Annotated in this window: 8 protein-coding genes; 5 read left to right on the top strand and 3 right to left on the bottom strand. The window is 66.3% G+C overall.

Translation table 11 applies throughout. From position 1 onward, the window contains the following. Positions 1–154: 154 nt before the first annotated feature. Positions 155–3,646 carry a DNRLRE domain-containing protein gene (locus ACZ6B1_RS33645; protein WP_468784559.1) on the bottom strand — a complete coding sequence of 1,164 codons (3,492 nt, stop codon included), beginning with the start codon at positions 3,644–3,646 and terminating at the stop codon, positions 155–157. 533 nt (positions 3,647–4,179) lie between these two features. On the opposite strand from ACZ6B1_RS33645, the gene ACZ6B1_RS33640 reads away from it, so the two are divergent. From ACZ6B1_RS33640 to ACZ6B1_RS33630, 3 genes are all read left to right on the top strand, one after another. Next, positions 4,180–11,463: a polymorphic toxin-type HINT domain-containing protein gene (locus ACZ6B1_RS33640; protein ID WP_468784596.1), complete on the top strand. Its 7,284-nt coding sequence runs from the start codon at positions 4,180–4,182 to the stop codon at positions 11,461–11,463. Further along, positions 11,463–12,320, top strand: a complete 858-nt coding sequence (locus tag ACZ6B1_RS33635; RefSeq protein ID WP_468784558.1) for a hypothetical protein — start codon at positions 11,463–11,465, stop codon at positions 12,318–12,320. The genes ACZ6B1_RS33640 and ACZ6B1_RS33635 overlap by 1 nt, the downstream gene beginning before the upstream one ends. Before the next feature lie 409 nt (positions 12,321–12,729). After that, positions 12,730–13,830, top strand: a complete 1,101-nt coding sequence (locus ACZ6B1_RS33630) for a hypothetical protein (protein WP_468784557.1) — start codon at positions 12,730–12,732, stop codon at positions 13,828–13,830. Between the two features lie 37 nt (positions 13,831–13,867). On the opposite strand, the gene ACZ6B1_RS33625 is transcribed toward ACZ6B1_RS33630, so the two are convergent. Then, positions 13,868–14,260: a hypothetical protein gene (locus ACZ6B1_RS33625; protein WP_468784556.1), complete on the bottom strand. Its 393-nt coding sequence runs from the start codon at positions 14,258–14,260 to the stop codon at positions 13,868–13,870. 1,027 nt (positions 14,261–15,287) lie between these two features. Further along, complete coding sequence (locus ACZ6B1_RS33620; protein WP_468784555.1) at positions 15,288–17,819, bottom strand: helicase associated domain-containing protein; 2,532 nt, start codon at positions 17,817–17,819, stop codon at positions 15,288–15,290. A 299-nt stretch (positions 17,820–18,118) separates the two neighbouring features. Here ACZ6B1_RS33620 and ACZ6B1_RS33615 point away from each other — a divergent pair, with 299 nt between their 5' ends. Continuing rightward, complete coding sequence (locus ACZ6B1_RS33615) at positions 18,119–18,313, top strand: hypothetical protein (RefSeq protein WP_468784554.1); 195 nt, start codon at positions 18,119–18,121, stop codon at positions 18,311–18,313. 1,217 nt (positions 18,314–19,530) lie between these two features. Next, positions 19,531–19,830 carry a hypothetical protein gene (locus ACZ6B1_RS33610; protein ID WP_468784553.1) on the top strand — a complete coding sequence of 100 codons (300 nt, stop codon included), beginning with the start codon at positions 19,531–19,533 and terminating at the stop codon, positions 19,828–19,830. Positions 19,831–19,942 lie beyond the last annotated feature (112 nt).

The raw sequence follows: 19,942 nt of genomic DNA, 5'->3' as shown, positions 1-19,942 counted from the left end.
GGACCACCCTCGAGGCCCGTGCGAGCACAGGGGGCGTGGGAGGAGCCGCGTTCATGGTGAACGGCGCCGGCCCGTACGGCTGCCAGTTGAGGCTTTATGTTGTTGTGCCCCACTGCTTAGGGGTCGTGGGGCACAACAACATCACGGGAGTTCGTCAGCCGACGGTGATACGGGTCTTCCAGTAGTCGTGCGGAGTGATGATCTCGGATCCGGAGCCGGTCAGACTGGTCTTGCTGCCCGAGTAGAAGCGTACGGATCCGTCGGACCGGATGGTCCAGATGTCGGGGACGGTGTCCCCGTCGGCGCTGGGAGTGCCGATGACGAAGGGGAGGCTTGTGCTGGACCAGCCGGACGCACCGTACTCGAGGTCGACGCCGCCGGAGCTGTTCGCCGCGGATGCGAGCGAGTTCAGGTTGACGCCGCCGCCGCTTGCCGCGATGCCCTTGCGCAGGAGCAGCCGGGCGGACACATCGGTGCGGTAGAGAAGGTCGGTGACGCCGTCGCCGGTGATGTCCTGAACAGTGACGAGGTCTCGGTCCTTCCAGGCGGAGGCGGACAGCTTGACGGCCTGGTCGATGGTGGCACCGTGGTAGCCGGTGAAGGCCCAGAGTTCGTCGTCGCTGCTGCCCTTGACCGTGGCGAAGAAGTCAGTGCGTCCGTCTCCAGTGGCGTCGCCGGCACTGACGATCTGGGTGAAGGCATCTGGACTGGGGGCGCCGTCGGGCAGGAGGATCTCGCGCCGTTTGTCGATGTCGACGGCGCCGTAGCCGTCTCCGGGGTAGACCCAGAGTTTGCCGTCGAGGCGGACGACGAGGTCCTGGAGGCCGTCACCGCCGATGATGTCGCCGTTGTGAGCGATGAGTGCGCCCTTGAAGTGACCGGAAGGCGCGGCGACATACGGTGGCAGTTCGTCGCCGTTGGGATCCTTATCGGGGTTGGCCCGGTAGGCGCCTGCCATGGAGTAGTCCAGGTCGCCCGTTCCCTTGACCAGGTCCTTGTCGGCTTGCGACGGGTAGAGGGCGAGGTTGCCGCCTTCCGTGACCACCATGAGGTCGGGCAGCTTGTCGCCGGTGAAGTCGCCGGGGGCGTCGGCCTGGTCGCGAGGCGTGACGTAGAAGAAGTACTTCTGCGGGTCGGAGTAGTTGCCCGCGCTGTCGAGGGTGCGGACGTAGAGCACGTTGGGGCCGGCGGTCGGCGGTTTGGCGTCGGTGATGGTGGCCTTGACGCTCGTGGCGGTACCGGCCGTGCGTGCGATCTGGCCTGTGTAGCTGGGGGAGTTGAAGCCGTATTCGTAGCGCACGACATCGGTGTTCAGGGCGCGGAAGGTGAAGGAGCCGGGTGTGCCGAACTTCTTGGTGCTCCAGATGGCGTCCTCGGCACCGCTGCCGAATCCGTTCTCTGAGCCGTCGGCGTCGGGGAAGTCGGCGGATGTGACCTCGGGCGGCCGGGGGGCGGCGGTGTCCAGGACGAAGCGGCAGGCGGTCTTGCTCGGGTAGAAGGCCGACGAGCTTCCGGCGTCGTCGACGGCACGGACCCGCCAGGAGTACGTGGTGCCGTTCTTCAGCCCGCTGGTGGAGAAGCCGTTCGTGGTCTTCAGGGCCGTGTCGGTGTCGCCGCCGACGGATACCTTGCCGGTCGTCTTGAGGAGGTCACCGGTGCTGTTCAACTCACCCATGGGCCACAGGTCGAAGTCGAGGTAGTTGAGGTTCTTGTCCTTGTCCGTGGCCTTGGCGGTGAAGGTGAGGGGGCTAGAGCCCATGCGGACGTAGGGCTTGGTGGTGGTGCACTTGGCGTCTGGTCCCAGGTCCAGGGAGTTGGAGACGATCGTGGGCTTGCGGTTGTAGACGAGCTCCAGGTACGGGGGGAAGTCGCCGTTGGCCTGGAACTTCTTCCACGCGTATTGGGAATGCTCGTCGCGGGCGCGCAGTCCGAAGGTGATGTTGTCGTCGCCGTCGTCGGCGGTCTTCTGGGCGCCCTTCTTCACGTCGAACGCTTCGTAGGCGTCGCGGCAGCTGGAGGCCTTCCAGCCGTGCGCGAAGCTCTTGGTGGCGAGCTTGTTGCCGTCGTGGAGCTTGGGCGCGTTCCGCCAGTTGGTGTGGGCGTTGATCTCGCCGGTGATGTGCACGCTCATTGAGCGGGCACTGCAGGACCAGGAGTAGGTCTCCAGCAGGTGCAGTTTCGCGCTGGTGATCTTGGTTCCCTTGAGGTCCTTGTCGAAGGTGATGTTGAAGAACGAGCGGGAGGTGCCCCAGGTGTCGGATTCGAAGCCGACCCGTGCCTCGTGCGTCCCTCCCCTGTTGAAGCCCTTGCCGTTGTAGAAGGTGGCCGTGGGGTGCCGGTCGTAGGCCGTGGTCCAGTTCTGGACGTGCTTTTTGACCGAGGGGTCGATGAACACCGGGTAGGTGGTGTCCGGGTCGGTGAGGAAGTCTTGCCCCGGAGTGATCGTCCACTGTCCTGCGGAAAGGTCGGTCTCCAATAGTTCGCCGCGAGAGTCGGGTGAGGGGCCGTCGAGGGAGGGCAGGCTCAGCGTGGCAGCGGGGCCGGTCTGTGACGGTGCGGGGGTCGGCTCCGGAGGGGCGGACGGCAGTGGGGACTCCGCCACAGTCGGTTCGGGACCGTCGCTCGCGGAGGGCAGGTCCTCGATATCGGTGTCGCTCTGCTCGTCGGATTCGACGGGCTCGTCTGCCGTGGCGGTCGGAGTTTCGCTGGGGTCGGGCACGGCGGAGTCCGAAGGGTCTGGAGACTCGGGCTCGGTGGGCTGGGCGGTGGCGCCGACGTCGCCGTCGGTGTTGGCCGGCGTTCCGCTGCTGTCCCACATCAGCGGGGTGGGTGAGACCGCGACTTCCTCGCCGTAGGGGTTCTCGGCGCTGACGATCCCAGAGGTCGGGTCCAGGCGGAAGGTGAGCTCGGCGGAGTGCAGACCGTAGACGAGCTGCTGGACATGCGGGTCGGAGGCTGCCTGGCGGTTCTTCAGGACGACGAGCTGGCCGAAGCCGTCGTCGTCGGCGGTGAGCACCAGGTCGCCGCCGGGGAAGATGTCCGGGTACAGGGCGCGGTTGCCGTCGATGATGGGGGTGGGGACGGTGCCGGGCCAGGTGAGCTGGATGTCATAGGTGGTGCCGTCGCCGTCGCCGACGTGCAGGGTGACCAACGGGGTCCCGGTGTCGGCTGCGGCTGCGCCCTTGAGGAGCGAGATCCGGTGCGTGGCCGAACGGGACCCGCGCTGCTCGCGGGGTGCGGCGGAGCCGGGCGAGAACACCATGCGGGTGTTGGTGGCGACCGGTTCCCATCCAGCCTTGGTGCGGTGCAGGCTCGCGTCGATCCTCTTCCATGCGCCACCCACCTTGGCACGGATGGGTGACGAGTAGAGCTGTTTTGCCATGAGGCCGTCGGGGCGGGCCCAGGTGGTGGAGTGCGTTGTACGCGCGGAGGTGACCTCGACCGGCTTCCCAGTCCGGGCCGCCTCGCCAGCGGCTTCGGCTTCTGTGACGGTTCGTGCGGTCCGGCTGTTTCCGGTGGCCCCGCGGTCCGGGGTATCGATGTCCAGCCGGAGCCCTGCGTAGATGATGCCGGTCGTGGCGACTGCGGTGGCGAGCAGTGCCGCACTGGTCCGGCGGCCGGGTAGGCGGCGCCAGTTGCGCGTCATCGGACGGCTTCCCTTTCCCCCAATGGAATCCGGCGCGTGACAGGGCGCTGCCGGGCCTGCCGATGATGACCTATGAAGGAGCTGTCGTCATCCTGTGCGGGGCTCACGCGCGAAGCAGGCGGATCCGTCATCCGGATTCCGTACGCGCAGCAGGGATCGGTTCTGGCGACGAGAAGTTGCTACATCGCCATCCCGCAAAGCAGACAGTAACTCACCAATCATCCCAATCTATCGGTGAATTGCCCCGGTAACGCTCCATCAAGCCCTAAGGGCGTTGACCATCCGTCAGGTGTCCTTTCGACGGGTTCTCCACGTTCGATCATGTTCGTGCGTGGCAGCACTGTTACCGCCCGTGATCATGCTCACATCACCTTTACATGTCTGGCATTCCTCACAGCGTGATCACAGAATCTCCGCTGTCTGATGCATCATCCGCGTGGTCCGTCACTGGTCCCGCTCCAACGGTTTGGGGGGACCACACCGTGTTCGGTGGACTTCCACGTATTCGTAAGCGTCGCCTTGCGCGAACGGCCGTGCCCATTGCGGCCGCCGCGCTGCTAGTCGGCCTGCTGCCTGCGCAGTCGCTGGCAGTGCCGCCGGATCCGGCGGCTGCGGAGACCGGACGCGAGACACTGGACCTGGCAGACCTCGAACGTGATCTGCCCATTCCTGGCAAGGCGTTCAGCCGGCATCTCGACACGTTGCGGGCCGACGTCCCCGACGATCTGCTCGCCGCACCTGCGGGAACGGTGACTCCACCCTCCAACGTCACTGGCTCCGTCAGCTTCGGCGGCAGCACAACGTCGCCCGCCTCGGCACGGACCGCTGCCGTAGCCGTTGCCCCGGCCGCCCTGTCGCCCGTGGGTACCCTGCCCGTTAGCCTTGGTCAGGCCCCCGACCAGCCCGCTCCCAGCGGTACCTGGCAGGTCACCATCCCCGAGCGCTCGGCCCCGGTCAGCCAGGGGGTGGACGGCACGGTCCTGGTCGTCCAGGCCCCCGCCACCGGCTCCGTCCCTGTCTCCGTCAAGCTGGACTACTCCAAGTTCAAGAGCCTCTACGGCGCAGACTGGGCGTCGCGCCTGCGGTTCGTACAGTTCCCCGACTGCTACCTGACCACGCCGGACGACGAGGCGTGCCAGACCTATGAGGAGCTGGAGACAGCCAACGACCCCAGCTCGACGTCCCTGACGGCCACCGTCGATCCCGCGGCCGAGGACACCGTAACTCCGGCCTCTGCACCATCGGCCAGCTCCAAAAGCTCCGGTGTGACACAGGCGGCCTACCGGACGTCCTCCCCGGCAACTCTGGCGGCCGCCGGCACCACGGCGGTCGTTGGTGCCGTCGACTCCGGCAGCAGTGCGGGCGGATCGTTCACGGCGACACCGCTCGCCTCCGACGGCAAGTGGGCGGCCGGAGGCTCATCAGGCGGCTTCAGCTGGTCCTACCCATTGGCAGTGCCGCCGGCACCGGCGGGACCGGCACCCAAGATCTCGTTCGAATACAGCTCCCAATCGGTCGACGGCCGTACCGCGGTCTCCTCACCCCAGGCATCGTGGATCGGAGAAGGGTGGTCCTACGACCCCGGACACATCGAGCGTCGCTACCGCACCTGCAAGGACGACCGCAAAGCCCTCGACGCCGGAACTCCCAACAACACGGCGAAGAAGGACAAGACGTCCGACCTGTGCTGGGTGTCGTACAACGCCGTAATGTCGCTGGCGGGCCGGACCACCGAACTGATCCGGGACGCCGCCTCCGGCAGTAAGCCGGAGACGGATACCGAGATCTATCGGCCTCAGCAGGACGACGGAACCCGTGTGGAGCACCGGGTCGGCGCGAGCAACGACGACAACAACGGCGAGTACTGGATCGTCACCACCACCGACGGCACCCAGTACTTCTACGGCCAGAACAGCGTCGGCGGCGGTCACGCCGACACTCACTCGGTCTCCACCGTCCCCGTCTTCGGCAACCACCCCGGCGAGCCCTGCCACGCCGACACTTTCGCCGACTCCCGGTGCGGCGCAGGCAAGCAGCAGGCCTGGTACTGGGGTCTGGACAAGGTCGTCGACGTCCACGGCAACACAATGGTGGTCAACTGGAAGCAGGAGACCAACTACTACGCGGTGAAGAAGAAGTTCAAGTCACCTGAGCAGTACGACCGCAACGCCTACCCAACCACGATCGAGTACGGCATGCGCTCGGACCTGACCAAGCCGTCAGCCACCATCGATTTCGGGGCCAAGCAACGCTGCCTGAAGTCCGAGACGGCTTGCGACGCTGCGAACTTCGCCAAGACCGACGATCCGGGCGCCTACCGGCCCTGGTGGGACACCCCCGGCAACCTCAACTGCAAGTCCACCTCCAAGCTGTGCGCGCCGTTCCCGTCCTTCTGGACCCAGATGCGCCTGGACACCGTGACGTCCAAGGCGGCACGCGCCGGGCAGAGTGGCCTCGGCCCCGTCGACAAGTACACGCTGCGGCAGTCCTTCCCCGAGGACTGGTACGACACCGCCCCCGGCCTGTGGCTCAACTCGATCACACGCACCGGATACGCCCCCGGTGACACCACCGGCACGCTGCAGTCCGCGGACGGCATCAGCTTCGCCCCCTACACCGTCGGCGCCGACTCCCCTCTGCACACCCGGCTGAAGGATAGGCAGCTGCCGAACCTGGTACTCAACGGCAAGAGCGACCCCCGACCCGGCTTCACCCGCCCTCGCATCGGCACGGTCTCCACCGAGAACGGCGGGGACATCGAAGTCGAGTACACCGGCGGCTGCGCGACCACGCCGGCGGAGGACAAGGGCAAGTCCAACGGCACCTGCTACCCGGTGCGCTGGTCGCCCGACGGGGACGAGAAGACCCCGGCCAAGGCCTGGTTCAACAAGTACGTCGTCGACTCCGTCACCGAGAACGACAAGGTCACCTCGCACGGAAGGCCGGTCCTCACCAAGTACACCTACAAGGACGCGGCCTGGGCCAAGAGCGACGACGAGTTCACGCGCCCCGCCCTGCGCACCTACAGCGACTGGCGCGGCTACCGACAGGTCACCGTTGTCAAGGGCAGCAAGATCAGTTCCGAGGAGGGTGTCCGACAGCCCCAGTCGTACACCGTGACCCGCTACTTCCAGGGCACGGGCGGCGCGGTCAAGGACTCCACCGGAACCTACACACTGCTCGCTGACGATGCGCCCCAGTACGCGGGCATGACCGCGGAGACCATCACCTACCGCGACTCCGACGGCAAGATCTTCAAGCAGGGGTTGAACTTCCCTTGGTCACAGCAGACGGCCTCCCGCTCCCGGGAGAACGAGGACGGCACAGCCGCAGAGCCGCTCCTCGCCTACCGCACCGGCATCAAGCGGACCGACGAAATTCAGATGGTCGACTCGAGCTGGCGCAGCGTGCGCACGCTGACGACCGTCGACGACACCTACGGACTGCCTCTCGAGGTGGAGACTTCCGTCGTCAAGCCCAACGGGAGCGGCGAAACCCTCTCCGACCAGTCCTGCACCAAGACCTCCTATGTGCATAACACCTCGGTCTGGTTGATCGGCCTGCCCAAGGAACAGCGCACCATGGCCACATCGTGCGCCGGCTACGACACCGCAGACCCCGCCACCCGGCTTCAGGGCGCAGAGCGAACCTCCTACGACAATCTCGCCTACGGTGCGACACCGACCAAGGGCCAGGTGACCTCGACAGCACAGAACAACGCTGCCGGAACCGGCTACGACCCTGCCGTGACCACGACCTACGACCCGCTGGGCCGGGTCCGCACGGTCACAGCCCCCGGCCTGGGCACCTCCGAGAAGCAGTACACCCCCGCCGACACCGGAGGCCCTGTCACATCGGTGAGGTCCATCGACGCCATGGACCATGCGACGGTCACCACCTACGACCCGGGCCGAGGGCTTCCTCTGACCACCACCGACGTCAACGGCAGGGTCGAACGGCGCGAGTACGACGCGTTGGGACGTCTGGTGAAGGGCTTCTCTCCCTCGCGTTCCACCGGCGGAAAGTCCCCGAACGTCGAAATCTCCTACCAGGCGGCGATCGCCACATCCAAGGAGAACCGTCCGGCCTCGGTCACCGTCAAGTCGCTCCAGGACGACGGCTCCTACTCGCGCCAGATCACGCTCTACGACGGGCTGACACGTCCGGTCCAGACCCAAGCCGAGGCCCACGGCCCCGGCCGGGTCATCACGGACACCACCTACAACGACCACGGCCTCGTCGATGAGGTGACCAGCGCTTACCTCGCCAAGGGGGAACCGGCCACCGATCTGTTCACCCCTAGGTCGAAGTCGTCCATCCCCAGCTGGACCAAGCACCGCTACGACGGCCTCGAGCGCGAGGTCCGCGCATCGGTCTACCAGGACGCCGACTTCAAGTACGCCACCTACACCGACTACAACGACACCAGCACCTGGGTGAACCCGCCGGGGTCGACCACCCCGACGACCCTGACGTCCTTCGACGCACTCGGACGCGTCACATCCGTCAAGCACTACACCACGACCGACTCTTCGGCGAGCACTGGGCGCACCACGACGTACGAGTACGACGCGCGCGGCAATCAGAACAGGGTCACCGACCCGGCGGGCAACGTCTGGTCCTACGAATACGACGCCCGCGGCCGCGTCACCCATGCGACTGACCCCGACACCGGCACCACAGACACCTGGTACGACGACGCCGACCGCCCCAACCATGTTCACAACGCACGCCAGCAGGACACCTTCACCGAATACGACGTCCTGGGACGCATCCTCAAGGTGAGACAGGGCTCTGCGACCGCGGTCCCCGTCAAGGAGTACACCTACGACAGCCTGCCGGGCGCGATCGGCCTGCCGGTGAGCTCGACCCGGCACACCGCCAACGGCGACTACATCAACCGCGTCACCGGCTACGACACCGAATACCGCGCCACCGGCACCGAGACGGTCATCCCCGCGAACTCGATGACCACCGGACTGGCCGGCACCTACGCCTACGCCTACACCTACACCCCCACCGGCGCGCAGCAGTCGGTCACCCTGCCCGCAGCGGGCGGACTGGCGAGCGAGCGCGTCGTCAGCCGATACACCAGCGACGGACTGCCGGAATCCACCTCCGGTAAGACCTGGTACACAGCCGACGCCACCTACTCGCCCTACGGCGAGCCGCTGCGCACCGTCTCCGGATCCCAGCCCAACCGTGTCTGGACGACCAACTTCGTCGACCCGCACACCGGCCGCCTCCAGCGCACCGTGGCGGACCGGGAAACCTCCGGCCCCCACCGCATCACCGACAGCTACTACTCCTACGACACCTCCGGCATCATCACCTCCAACGCCCGACAGCTTGGCGACCCGGCGGACGGCACCTGGGACAACCAGTGCTACACCTACGACGCCCTGGGCGAGTTGGTGCACGCCTGGACATCGAAGACCGCGCCGGATGGAAACGGCACCGGATGCAAGGCAGCAAACGGCACCGCCTGGGGTTACCGCACCTCATACGCAGCCTCGTCGGGCCCGGTAGCCGAAGCCCCCACCAATGCAGCCGACGCGACCAGCCTGAACACCTCGCTGACGTCGACCCTCGCGGCAGCGGCACCCGACACTGCAACCGTCGCCACCGGCACCACCGCCTACCACCAGTCCTTCACCTTCGACTGGATCGGCAACCGGGCGACGCACACCGAGTACGACACGGCCGACCCGTCCAAGAACGTCACGTTCACCTACGGGTACGGCAAGACCGTCACCGGCAACGGAACAACCCCCACCTACAAAACGCAGCCGCACACGGCCACCTGGATCAGCTCCAACCCCTCCGGCAAGGGCAGCGCCTACACCTACGACGAAAGCGGCAACACCACCGTCCGCGACCTACCCAACACCACCCAAGACCTGGTCTGGACATCCGAGAATAAGCTCGACACGATCACCGACGACGGTAAGAAGACGACTTACGTCTACGACGCCGCCGGCAACCGGATCCTGGAGAACTCACCCTCCGGCTCAACCCTGTACCTGGGCGAAACCGAACTGACCACCAACGCATCCGGCACGATCACCAACGCCTCACGGTCCTACAGCCAAGCAGGCGCGCCCACCGTCGTCCGCTCCACCACCAACGGCGCGACGACAGGCCACAAGCTCAACGTTCTGATCACCGACCCCCTCGGCACGGCCAACACATCCGTCGACCTCACGACCGGTCAGGCAATCACGCGCAGAGCCTTCAAGCCGTACGGCGAGACACGCGGAGCCAAACCAGCCAACTGGCCTAACAAGCGCAGTTACCTCGGCTCGGGCATCGACGACGCGGCCACCGGCCTGACCCATCTCGGCGCCCGCGAATACGACCAGAACAGCGGCCGGTTCCTCTCCGCCGACCCGGTCATCGACCTCGCCGACCCGCTCCAGATGAACGGGTATGCCTACTCCGACAACAACCCGGTCGCACACTCGGACCCCTCCGGCCTGTGCATGGCAGACATCTGCGGCATCGGATACCCCATCGGCGGCACCGGCTCTAACGGCGGAGACAAGCAATACGTCACCACCGCCCCCCAACACGCAGGCGGAGTCGGCGTTCAGCACTCCAACGGGGCTGGATACACAGGAGACCTCCCCGCCGCCGCCCACGGCGACTCCAACCAACTCGTACGCATCAAAAACGAGTGGTACCTCACCCTTTACCCGGACATTTACCTGCCCGCCCATCACCCGCAGATCGACTCCATTGCAGCAGAAGTCCGAAGCGAGATGGGGAAGCTCTGCGACGGCTTCGACTACTACTGCGCCGCTCCGCGCGACGGCATCGACGTCAATGCCCAGACACGTATGACCGTCAAGATACGGGCCTGCCCCAAGAGCTGCCACGGTGGTGCACTGTGGATGACCCCCACCGCCGTGATCGATGCATTGATGGGCAGCGCATCGCTCGGGAACAGCAACAGCGTCTCTTCGTACGCTGGCCGGCCAAACAGAGCCGGTAGCGCCTCGGGGATAAAAATCGGCTGCAAGTGTTTCCTCGCCGGCACCGACGTCCTCATGGCCGACGGTTCCACTAAGGACATCGAGGACATAGAAATCGGTGACAAGGTCCTGGCCACCGATCCCAACACCGGCACAACCGCTTCCCGGCCGGTCACCCACCTCATCAGGACCGATGGCGACAAGTACTTCAACGAACTGTCCATCGCCACAAAGGACGGCGTAAGAAAACTCACCGCCACACACGAGCACCCATTCTGGTCCCCGTCTCAGCACGACTGGATCCCCGCAGGCTCACTGGAAGCCGGCATGACCCTGCGCACCGACACCGGCCGCACCGTCATCGTCACTGGAAACCGCCCCTTCACCAAACACGCGCGTACCTACAACCTCACCGTCGACGGCCTTCACACGTACTATGTGCTCGCTGGGGCGACACCAGTCCTCGTCCACAATTCCGGAGGAGATGCCAGGTTCAGGCACCTTGATCGCCCTGGATACAGCAATTACGTACTTGTCGATCGCGGCGGTACCGTTTACTACTCCGGAATGTTTGGTCCGGGCGATACGCCGGCGGGTGTTCAGTATCGTCACGGCAACAACAACAATCGGTTCAATGCCGCAAACGGGGACTCGATGAGAGTGATGCCTGGTACGAGGACGTATGGCGAGTCGCGCCTCATGGAACAGCGACTCTCCGAGCAGTACGGTACGTACATCGGCCGCGACGGTAGCAACTACCGTGGCAATCGCCAAAATCCGCTTGCTGGAAGCAAGCTGGCGGAGTACAAGGGCTACGAGGCCAAGAAGCTTGGAGGATGCTAGTGGGTGACGTCGATGCTTTGGCTCCCAAACTTGCTGCGCTCGCAACCGAGTTCCAGGAGCAAGTCGGCAAGAGGCCGACCCTTGGAGAACTTCTGGAACTCCTCGGATGGGCATCCCATGGAATTTATCCGGCGCCGCTCGCTTTCAACGTGAAGTTGAAAGGGGGTAAGCGTTACTCAAGTCTGGGCCGTTCGCTTGTAGGTGAGCTGAATGACTCAATCTTTGTTGACGCGGCTTCATTTCTGTCCGCCATGGCGAAAGGGGCAAGTGGTCGGCTTCAGTCGACGTCGGAGCTGGCCTCGTCCCTGGTGCTGACTCTTAAGGGTTCCAGGATCTCCCTGGAGGATGTCGCCGGCGAAGAGGTTACGGAGCTGACTGTCGACACTGCAAAGAAGCCCATTAGGCCTAGGATCGGCGACGTCCTGGCCATTCCCGTTAGTGGTGGCGGGTATCGTATGGCTTCGGTCGTGGCGCGAAACCGCTTTGGTACTGCACTTGGATTCGTCCGTGGGAGATTTGCCGTTCCGAGGCCCGCAAGCGGGGAACGTTTGGTGGTGCACCAATTCCCTATCTACACGGATGATCGGCTTGTCGCGACTGGAGCCTGGAGGGTTGTTGGCCACGACGAGAACCTACTGTCCCTATTCCCTGCGGAACCGGAGATCTATCACGCGCCGGACTTGCAGTGGCCTGGTATTGACCTCGGTGAGTTTGGTGCTGCCGAAAAAGCGACTGGGGAGATCCGCCTAATCGAAATCGATGAGGCTCGCGCAGTGGGCCTTCTTGATGGCGCCTACCGGCAGTCGTACCCTGGCGAGTTCTTGGAGCAATTCATGGAAGGTCCACTCGATCGCTAAGCTGAGCTCCAAATGCCCTGGAGCGCTCAGCATCGTAGTTGGTGAGCGACGTTGAGATGGAATGAATTACTGGCCGCTAACGCAGGACCCCCTGGGGCAGAACCTGGACGGATGGGCCCCGCTTACGGCCAGGCACTCTGTGATCGACCGTGTACGTACGCGGTGCAGCATGCGGAGAGCCCTGGCACGACCCTGGTCGTCACCACGAATCAGCCTCATGCCAGCATTTGGTTCGGCGCGCCGAGTATCGCGGTTCTACCAAGGGACGTTGCCGCCGCGATCGCGTCGGCTCTTTCCCAGGGCTGGTCCCCTCGCGGCAGGGCTCACCCACCTGGGCCAGTCCGAAGGCTCGCCGCTGGCCCCGGCACTGTCCTCGGCTGAGCTGATCTAGGTCTGATGGGAGCGCTCCGTGCGCCGCTTCCGCCACCTGGCAGACGAGATCAACGCGGTGGACTGGCTTACGATACCCACGCCTCGGCTCCATGTGCCGCGGGTCGGACGCGATGTCCCCGAGTGGTTTGATCTTCGCAGCCCGGCTCCGGGACTTCGAGACCTCGCCTCGGCCACCGACATCCCCGCGGTGGCCGAGGCGGCGACCTACCTGACGAGCAGTTCGATCCTCTGGGGCCATATGGGAGCCGTCTTCCCCGCCGCGGTCACCGCTGCCCCGTTTCTGCTGGGGATCGTCGAAAGGGATTACGTCCATGCACGTGACGCAGCGCTGAGCCTGCTGTCCAACATGCTGGACTCGGCCCCTTTCGAGGGCTTCAACCGGGTCGGCGCTGCGGACGGCTCCACTCCGGCCTTGTGCTGTGCGGTGGCAGAGTTGATCCGTGCGCGACAGGACCACCTCCTCCCTCTGGGCAGGCCCGGACGACTTTCCCTGGAGGAGTGCAGCCCGCATTGGCGGTTCGAGATCATGGAGGTCGCCCGGGACGGGGCGGATCTGATCGTGTTCGGACATCTGGGCGGGCGGATTCCCGCGTCAGGAGTGGCTGGAGAGCTGCAGAGAGACGGGATGATCGTCCGACTCGACCTGGTCGCATCCGAGTATCCCCTCGACGGCGTGTCCGGCGAGGCCCTGCTTGCGCATCGAACGCGCGATGAACTTCACTGCGTTCCTGGAGCCGTGATGTTCCCGGCAAAATGCGGGGACTACCTGCACTGGCTCGTCAGCACAGACAGCAGCCCGGCAGCATCCGTACGCTCTTCGTACGCCATATGTACGCTTCACGGTGCGGCCGCTGCGCCTGGGCGGTTCGGTTCTGGTGGCCGTCAGGTCCAGCGCATGGCGGTGGCGGAGAGCTGCTCGTGTGGCGGAGCATTGACTTCAGGGGCTTGGTCCTTCGGGTCTGGTGTCCCGTCTTTGGGGGTGGGACTCGGGATGGCTGGAGCGGCTGCGTTTAGGCATGTGGGCGTGGCCTTGGGTGTGTTCGGTTTGGTTGCTCGGGTGCTTGGCCTGCGGTCCGGTAGTCGTGTGGGAATGATCTTGGGTTTCCTGTCGATGTAGTGGTGCCTCTAGGGGGTTGGGTTCCGGTTGATGCTGGTCAGTGGCGTGTGTGGGTGAGGAAGGCCTGGAGGGGATCGTTCGCGTTGCTCGCCAGGCGGGGCAGTCCGAGTCGGTGGGCGATGAGGCTGAGGGCGTCATCGGTAGTGCGGTGTGGCTGGTGGAGGGCGGCGAGTGTGCGGGCGAGGGCGACGGTTTCCGGGTAGATGACCAGGTCGCGGGTCAGCAGGGCGGGGGAGGCACTACCGGCGGTAGTCAGGTGGGGGTTGGCCGCGATCAGCTGGTTGAGGCGGGTGTGCCAGCGGTGGGTGAGGTGTTGCTGGTGGTCGTACCAGCAGGTGGTGATGGCGCGCGCCGCGGTCCAGACAGTGAGGGCGCGGGGGTGTCGTCGCAGGCGCTGGTGGGTGTGGTGCGCGGCGGCGAGTTCGGGCACGCCTTGGGTGTGGACGGTGGAGGTGAGCCGCGGGTCGGGGGTGGCTTGCTGATGCCGGGGGCACACCAGCCGGTGTGGTGGCCGTGGACCCAGGCGGTGTCGGTGGCATTGTGGCTGCGGTGGCGGGTGCACAGGGTGCAGGCGCGGACGGGCTGCTGTGCGGCCTCGAGCCGTTTCCAGTGTGCGGCGGCAGCGATGTGGTGAGCGTCGTCGTTGCGGGCGAGACGGGTCAGGCGGGGGAGTGGGATGCGGGCCAGGGCGGCGAGGCGGTGGCAGGCGGCGGGGCTGATTCGGGGCACGCCGGCCCCCACGGCAGGACCATCTCCGACGTGTGATGGAACTGCGCCGCCGGGCCTGTGGCACACCGCCGACGCGGCTCCTCCTGAGCCCAGGCAGGCAGTGCCTTGTGAAGGTGGTGGGGCGTAACACGGCACAGCACTGCTACGCGATCGCGGGCCTCCTGATCGAGGTAGACCTCGCTGTCCGGCCGTGCTCGACCCATGACATTCGACAGCCCACCGGCATCGGCTACTGCCGGCAGCGGCTCTTTGATCTCCATGCCGTACCTGGCTGCCAACCTGCCCAGGAACGGCTGCGTCATCTCGCCGTGTACCGGCGCAACCCGCCATACGCCAGCGCTTAGCACCAACAGCTCAGCCTCCCCCGGCCCTTGATCTCTCTCGTCCGTCCGTACGCATAACCCTCCATGGACGTAGCTCGGTTACGGAATGCCGCTGCCGGATCGCTTCTGCTGTCCCGCCGGCCGGCACGCGCCTTTGCCCAGTGCAGTAGTCGGGGGGCCTGGCCTGTATTGATCATTCACGTGGGCGGAAGCCAGCAGGGCCGCATTGCCTTCGGCTTGCATCCACACGGCGGATGAGCGATGCGGCCGTCTCTCCTCGCAGGGGAGCAGATCCGGACCGTGCTGTTTGTCGTCGCCCGACCCGCGCACGGAGGCGGGCCATGTGCGCGATATGTACGCCATGCGTACGCTTTGCGGGCACCGCGGGTACTCAACACGTTTGAGTTATGTCCAGCGCATACCGATGGCGGAGAGCTGCTCGACCCGCTCCGGAGATAGCGTCGCGGCTCGCGACCGTTGGTTCCCGATCCATGCCCCTAGCCGGAGCTCTCGGACCTCCTGGTCCTCGCCGTCCTTGCCGCCGCCGACGATCGTCTCTACATGCTTCCTTGGTACGCGCAGGTGCCCTTCGCGCTGGTAGTACTGCTGGGCGGCGGCGATGTTGAGCGCCCATTTGTCGGCTTGGCTGCGCCGCGGCTTGGGCTTCTCGTCCTCGGCTGCGGGTGTGATCCCGAGGACGTGCTCCAGCATCCACTGCTGGGCGCCTGTGAGCTTGTCGAAGCCGAGCTGCTGTGCTCGTACCCACCGTCCGAGGTCCTCGCCCTGGCGCACGACCGTGCCGGGCTCGGTGGGCAGTGTGCCGCCGGCGTCGAGGTGCTGACGGGTGAGGTGGAAGGCGCGTTGCCAGTCGATGGGCCAGGCGGGGCACCAGGCGGGGTCGATGTCGTCCAGCTGCTCGCGCCGTTCCTCCGGCAGTGCGCCGGCCGCGGATTGAACGGGCAGTCCTTCGGCTCGCCGCTGCTCGTTCACGGCCGCTCGGCGGGCGGCCGCCCGCGCGTTCTTCAGAAACAGCCCTACGCGGTAACCCTTGTAGGTGGCGTCCGTGGGGGCCAGGAGGTGGCTCGCTTCGGCGGCCCATCCGCGGGCGGCGGCGAGGCCTTCTTCCCACGCGACGTCGTAGTGTGACCAGACCATGCCGAGCCTCTCCAGCTGCGCGGCGCGGTCGGCGTCCATGTCCCCGCGGGCGTAGAACCTCCTAGCGTCGGCGATCCATTGCCCTAGTGGGAAATCAGCGAGTGCGGCCGGCCACCCCTCGGCCTCCACCGCCTGGTCCTCGCCGCCAGGCACCCGGTAGGTGAAGGGGACGCGCAGGTCGCCGTGGCGCTGGTGGTAGAGGGCGGCGGCTTCGATGCCGCGTCGCCAGTGCTTGTGTTCGGGGTTGAGGACGCGCAGGTTGATGAACGCGGCCAGCTGCGCCGGATCGCGGGGAGTGGAGAACCTCAGCAGCTCCCGGGCCGGCGTTGATACGTGATCGCTTCGCTCGCCTGCGGCTTCCTCGCCTGCGGCTCCCAAGCGGGTCTGGACGCCTCGCACGCGGCTGCGTGCCTGCGGCTCGGCGAGTGCTTCCACGACACGGGCGTCATGGGCGCGGAGGGCTTCCAAAAGCTTGGCCAACCCGCCGAACGCCCGGGAGGTGAGCATGTTGTCGGCGGTCTCGCCGGGCCCGAGCAGGACGGGTACGACGAGGGAGGCGGTTTTGCCGTCGCCGGGGTGTAGGCGGAGTGCGCGGCCGACGGCTTGGACGAGGTCGGGCATGGAGCCGCGGACGTCGGCGAAGTAGACGGAATCGCACTCCCGGGTGTCGACGCCTTCGCCGAGCACCCTCACCGAGCCCAGGAAGCCTTTCTCCACGACGGTGCCGTCTGTGGCGATGCCAGCGGCGAACTCGTCGAGGACGCGGCGCCGGTGAAGTGGCTTGTGCTCGCCGCACAGCCAGTCCGCCCACACCACGCGCGGGTACAACCCCGGATCCGCGGCATGCAGCCGGCCGGCGACGTCGGGGAGGCCGGCTGCGAACGCCTCAGCCTCCTTGACGACGTGGTGAAAGACCAGCGTCCGGCTAAAGCCTTCCTCGGCGGAGGCCTTGATCAGCGCGGTCTGCAGGGCGGCGAGCCGCGCCCCGCGGACCTGATCCGAGCGGGCCTCGGCGCCCAGGAGCTGGGCGGCCTGGAGGTGGGTGTCGGTGATGTCCAGGCACACCACCTGGTAGGGCGCGCAGATTCCCCGGTCGATGGCTTCGGACAGGGTGAGGGTGTAGCAACGCGACCCGAACGGGCCCTGCGGATCGTCCTCCATCGACGCCACCAGCTCACCCGGCACGCCCGAGGCAGCCTCCACGTCATCGTCCAGCTGCCACAACCGGGGCGTGGCTGTCATGTACAGCCGGCGCAGGGCGGGGATGCGGGCGTTGTCGTGGACCACCGCCCACGGCTTCCCGATCCGCCCGGAGGTTCGGTGCGCCTCGTCCACGACGAGCAGGTCCCACCCCGGCAGACCCGCGGTGTGGGCGCGCTCGAGCGTGCCGAGCCCGAGGGAGGCGTACGTGGCGAACACGGTGACCTTGTCCAGCGGCCGCGCCCAGGCAACCAGCTCGTCCACGTCCGTGGTGTTCGGGAAGGACGCCTCCGACCCCCGAAGGGACGAGACCCCGATCATCGGCCCCGTACGCCCGCCCTCACGCCAGCCGGCCTCGGTCTGCGCCAGCAGGTCCAGCGACGGCACGAGCACCAGCACCCGGCCCGCCCGCAGCTCCTCCGCGCTGCGCACGGCGACGAGGGTCTTGCCCGATCCGGTCGCCATGACCACCTGCGTCCGCAGTCCCCGCTGGGGCATAGAAGATCTTGCAGGCAATTCGAGTGCCCGGAGTACCGCGACCACGGCTTCCCGCTGATGAGGCCGGACTTCCTTCACAGCCACTTCGATGCCTCTCTCTCAGCGAGCCGGACGGCAACTACCACAATCGAACCGCCACCAACTAACCAACACCACAAGGTCGTTGGGGCAGAAGTCACGGCACCCTCACCGACCACGGCTCTCCGCCTCTGGATGGAGACCCGCAGACGGCCACCCTCGAACGGGCCACACGACCCACAGAACCGAAGCCGCTCAATTCCAGAGTCTATCGCAAACACAGAATGATGCACCGAGTAGAGAATCAACCCGGATACCTCGGGTACTCCGCATGCATCACCGTCCACCCGACAGGAGAGAGAGTCATGACAGACAAGACCGGAATCAGTGAAGGCAACCGGTTCTGCAAGGCGTGCGGCACACCGGCCGAAGACGGGAAACTGTGCAGCCACTGCGGTGCCGCCCTGGACCTCCCGGACGGTGCAGGCCTGATCGAGGATCAGGGTGCCGCGATACGCCGTGACTTCGAGGACCGCCCCCAGCAGCAAGAGCAAGACTGAGCGAATCCAGCACTGAACCCGGCCTGCTGAACAGCAGGCGCGGGGGTACACGGGCCGGCATGGCATCCATGACTGAACGCATCCCTGCGGGCCGTGCGGCAACTGCGCCGCGTCCGCACCTTCTATCTGGTGGCGTCATGGTCTGAGCGGCATCGACCGCCTGGACCGGCTGGCAGAGCCCCGGAACCCGGCAGATGTGGGTGTCCGCCCTCCTCCTGGCCACTTTCACCGGCCTGCTGCTCACCACCACCGTGTGGCTTCACCGCCTCCAGGCGTCGACGGCGGCCTCGGCTGGCCCCGCGCACCGTGCCGTAGCGCGCCGGACGACCAGGCCCAAAGCATGCCCACGCCTGACCGACCGCGCATGCCGAACGCAAGGAACGGCCCTACCGGCGCTCGCGTCGATGCGGGACAGGGCAGCGGTACCGGCTGATCAGGCGTCTTCCGTGCGGACCGGTGCTCGCCTCGTGATCGGTCGGGGGCCGTCTCCTGCTCGCGATCGGTGCGCAGAATGTTCGGTTGAGATACGGAGACCCGCAGCCGTACGCCTCCGCGCCCACCGGCCCGCTCTCACCCGCACGGCATGCCCGGGCCAGGGAAAGTCCGTGTACGGCTCGGAGGCTGAACCCTAGAGTGGACAAGAGCAGAACGTGTCCTGATTGAGCAGGTGAGGAAGCGTTGAAACGGGCTTTCTACCACTTAGCAGCGATCGTGACGGCCGCCTTGATCACACTGGGTGTTCTGTGGGCCGTGGCAAAGATCCACTTCTCCGTCAGTCATGGAAGCACAACGCAGCCGTCCGATCCTTGGAACGACCCCTTCTGGCCCCCGGCGAACCCCGCTCCGCCACCGCCGCCTGTCCAGCCGCCACCGGTCTACCGGTAGCTCTCACAGCCCTAGCCACCCCTCCACGAGGCACCCCGACCGCGGCATATCGTCTGCCCACAGTCACGAAGGCGGGGGCAGGAAGGAACCATCGCCTGGCAGCCACAGTCCTTCTCTACCTCATCACCGGATGCTCCATAAAACCGGAAGCGAAGGACGTCAGCCGCTCCGACCTTGTGGGCCACTGGCACGCCGGCGAGCCATGCGACTCCTCTCTCGTGCTGGAGAAGGGTGGCTCAGCCCGGTGGGAACACTGGGCGACGGGCTACAGCGTGAGCGATGCGCGCATCACCGGCAGACAGGATGGTCAGGGGAGTTGGACGCTGGAGACCGTGAACGACAAGCAGTATTTCGAGGTGAAGAGAGGCAACACCTTTGAGCCGTTGACGATGCTGCAGGGTGATGGCCGACTGATCCTCCTTCAGGTCCCGGACAACAGCATCGGGTGCCGTTTCGAGCGAGTCGACGACCAGAAGCCCAACCGACCACACCCACCCCATCCTGCAGCCGCCCGGGCCGAAGGCCCGTTTCAGGCTCCGCACAGCGGGGCCGGCTCAGAGGGCGCGCAGGCCACCTCGCTCCGGGAGCGCAGCGGACGGAGCGTCACCCGGGTTGCGCAGCAACCCGGGTGAGCTGATCGCGCAGCGGTCAGCAGCCGCTTCCGCGAAGCGGAAGCGCAACACCCGCGCGCAGCGCGGGTGTTCGCTTGCATCGCGCGCAGTGCGATGGGACCCGCTCCGCGGG

This window comes from Streptomyces sp. NPDC041129 (genome assembly GCF_055592265.1).
Note: the sequence above shows the minus strand (reverse complement) of the source record. Positions and strands in the feature narration are given on the sequence as shown.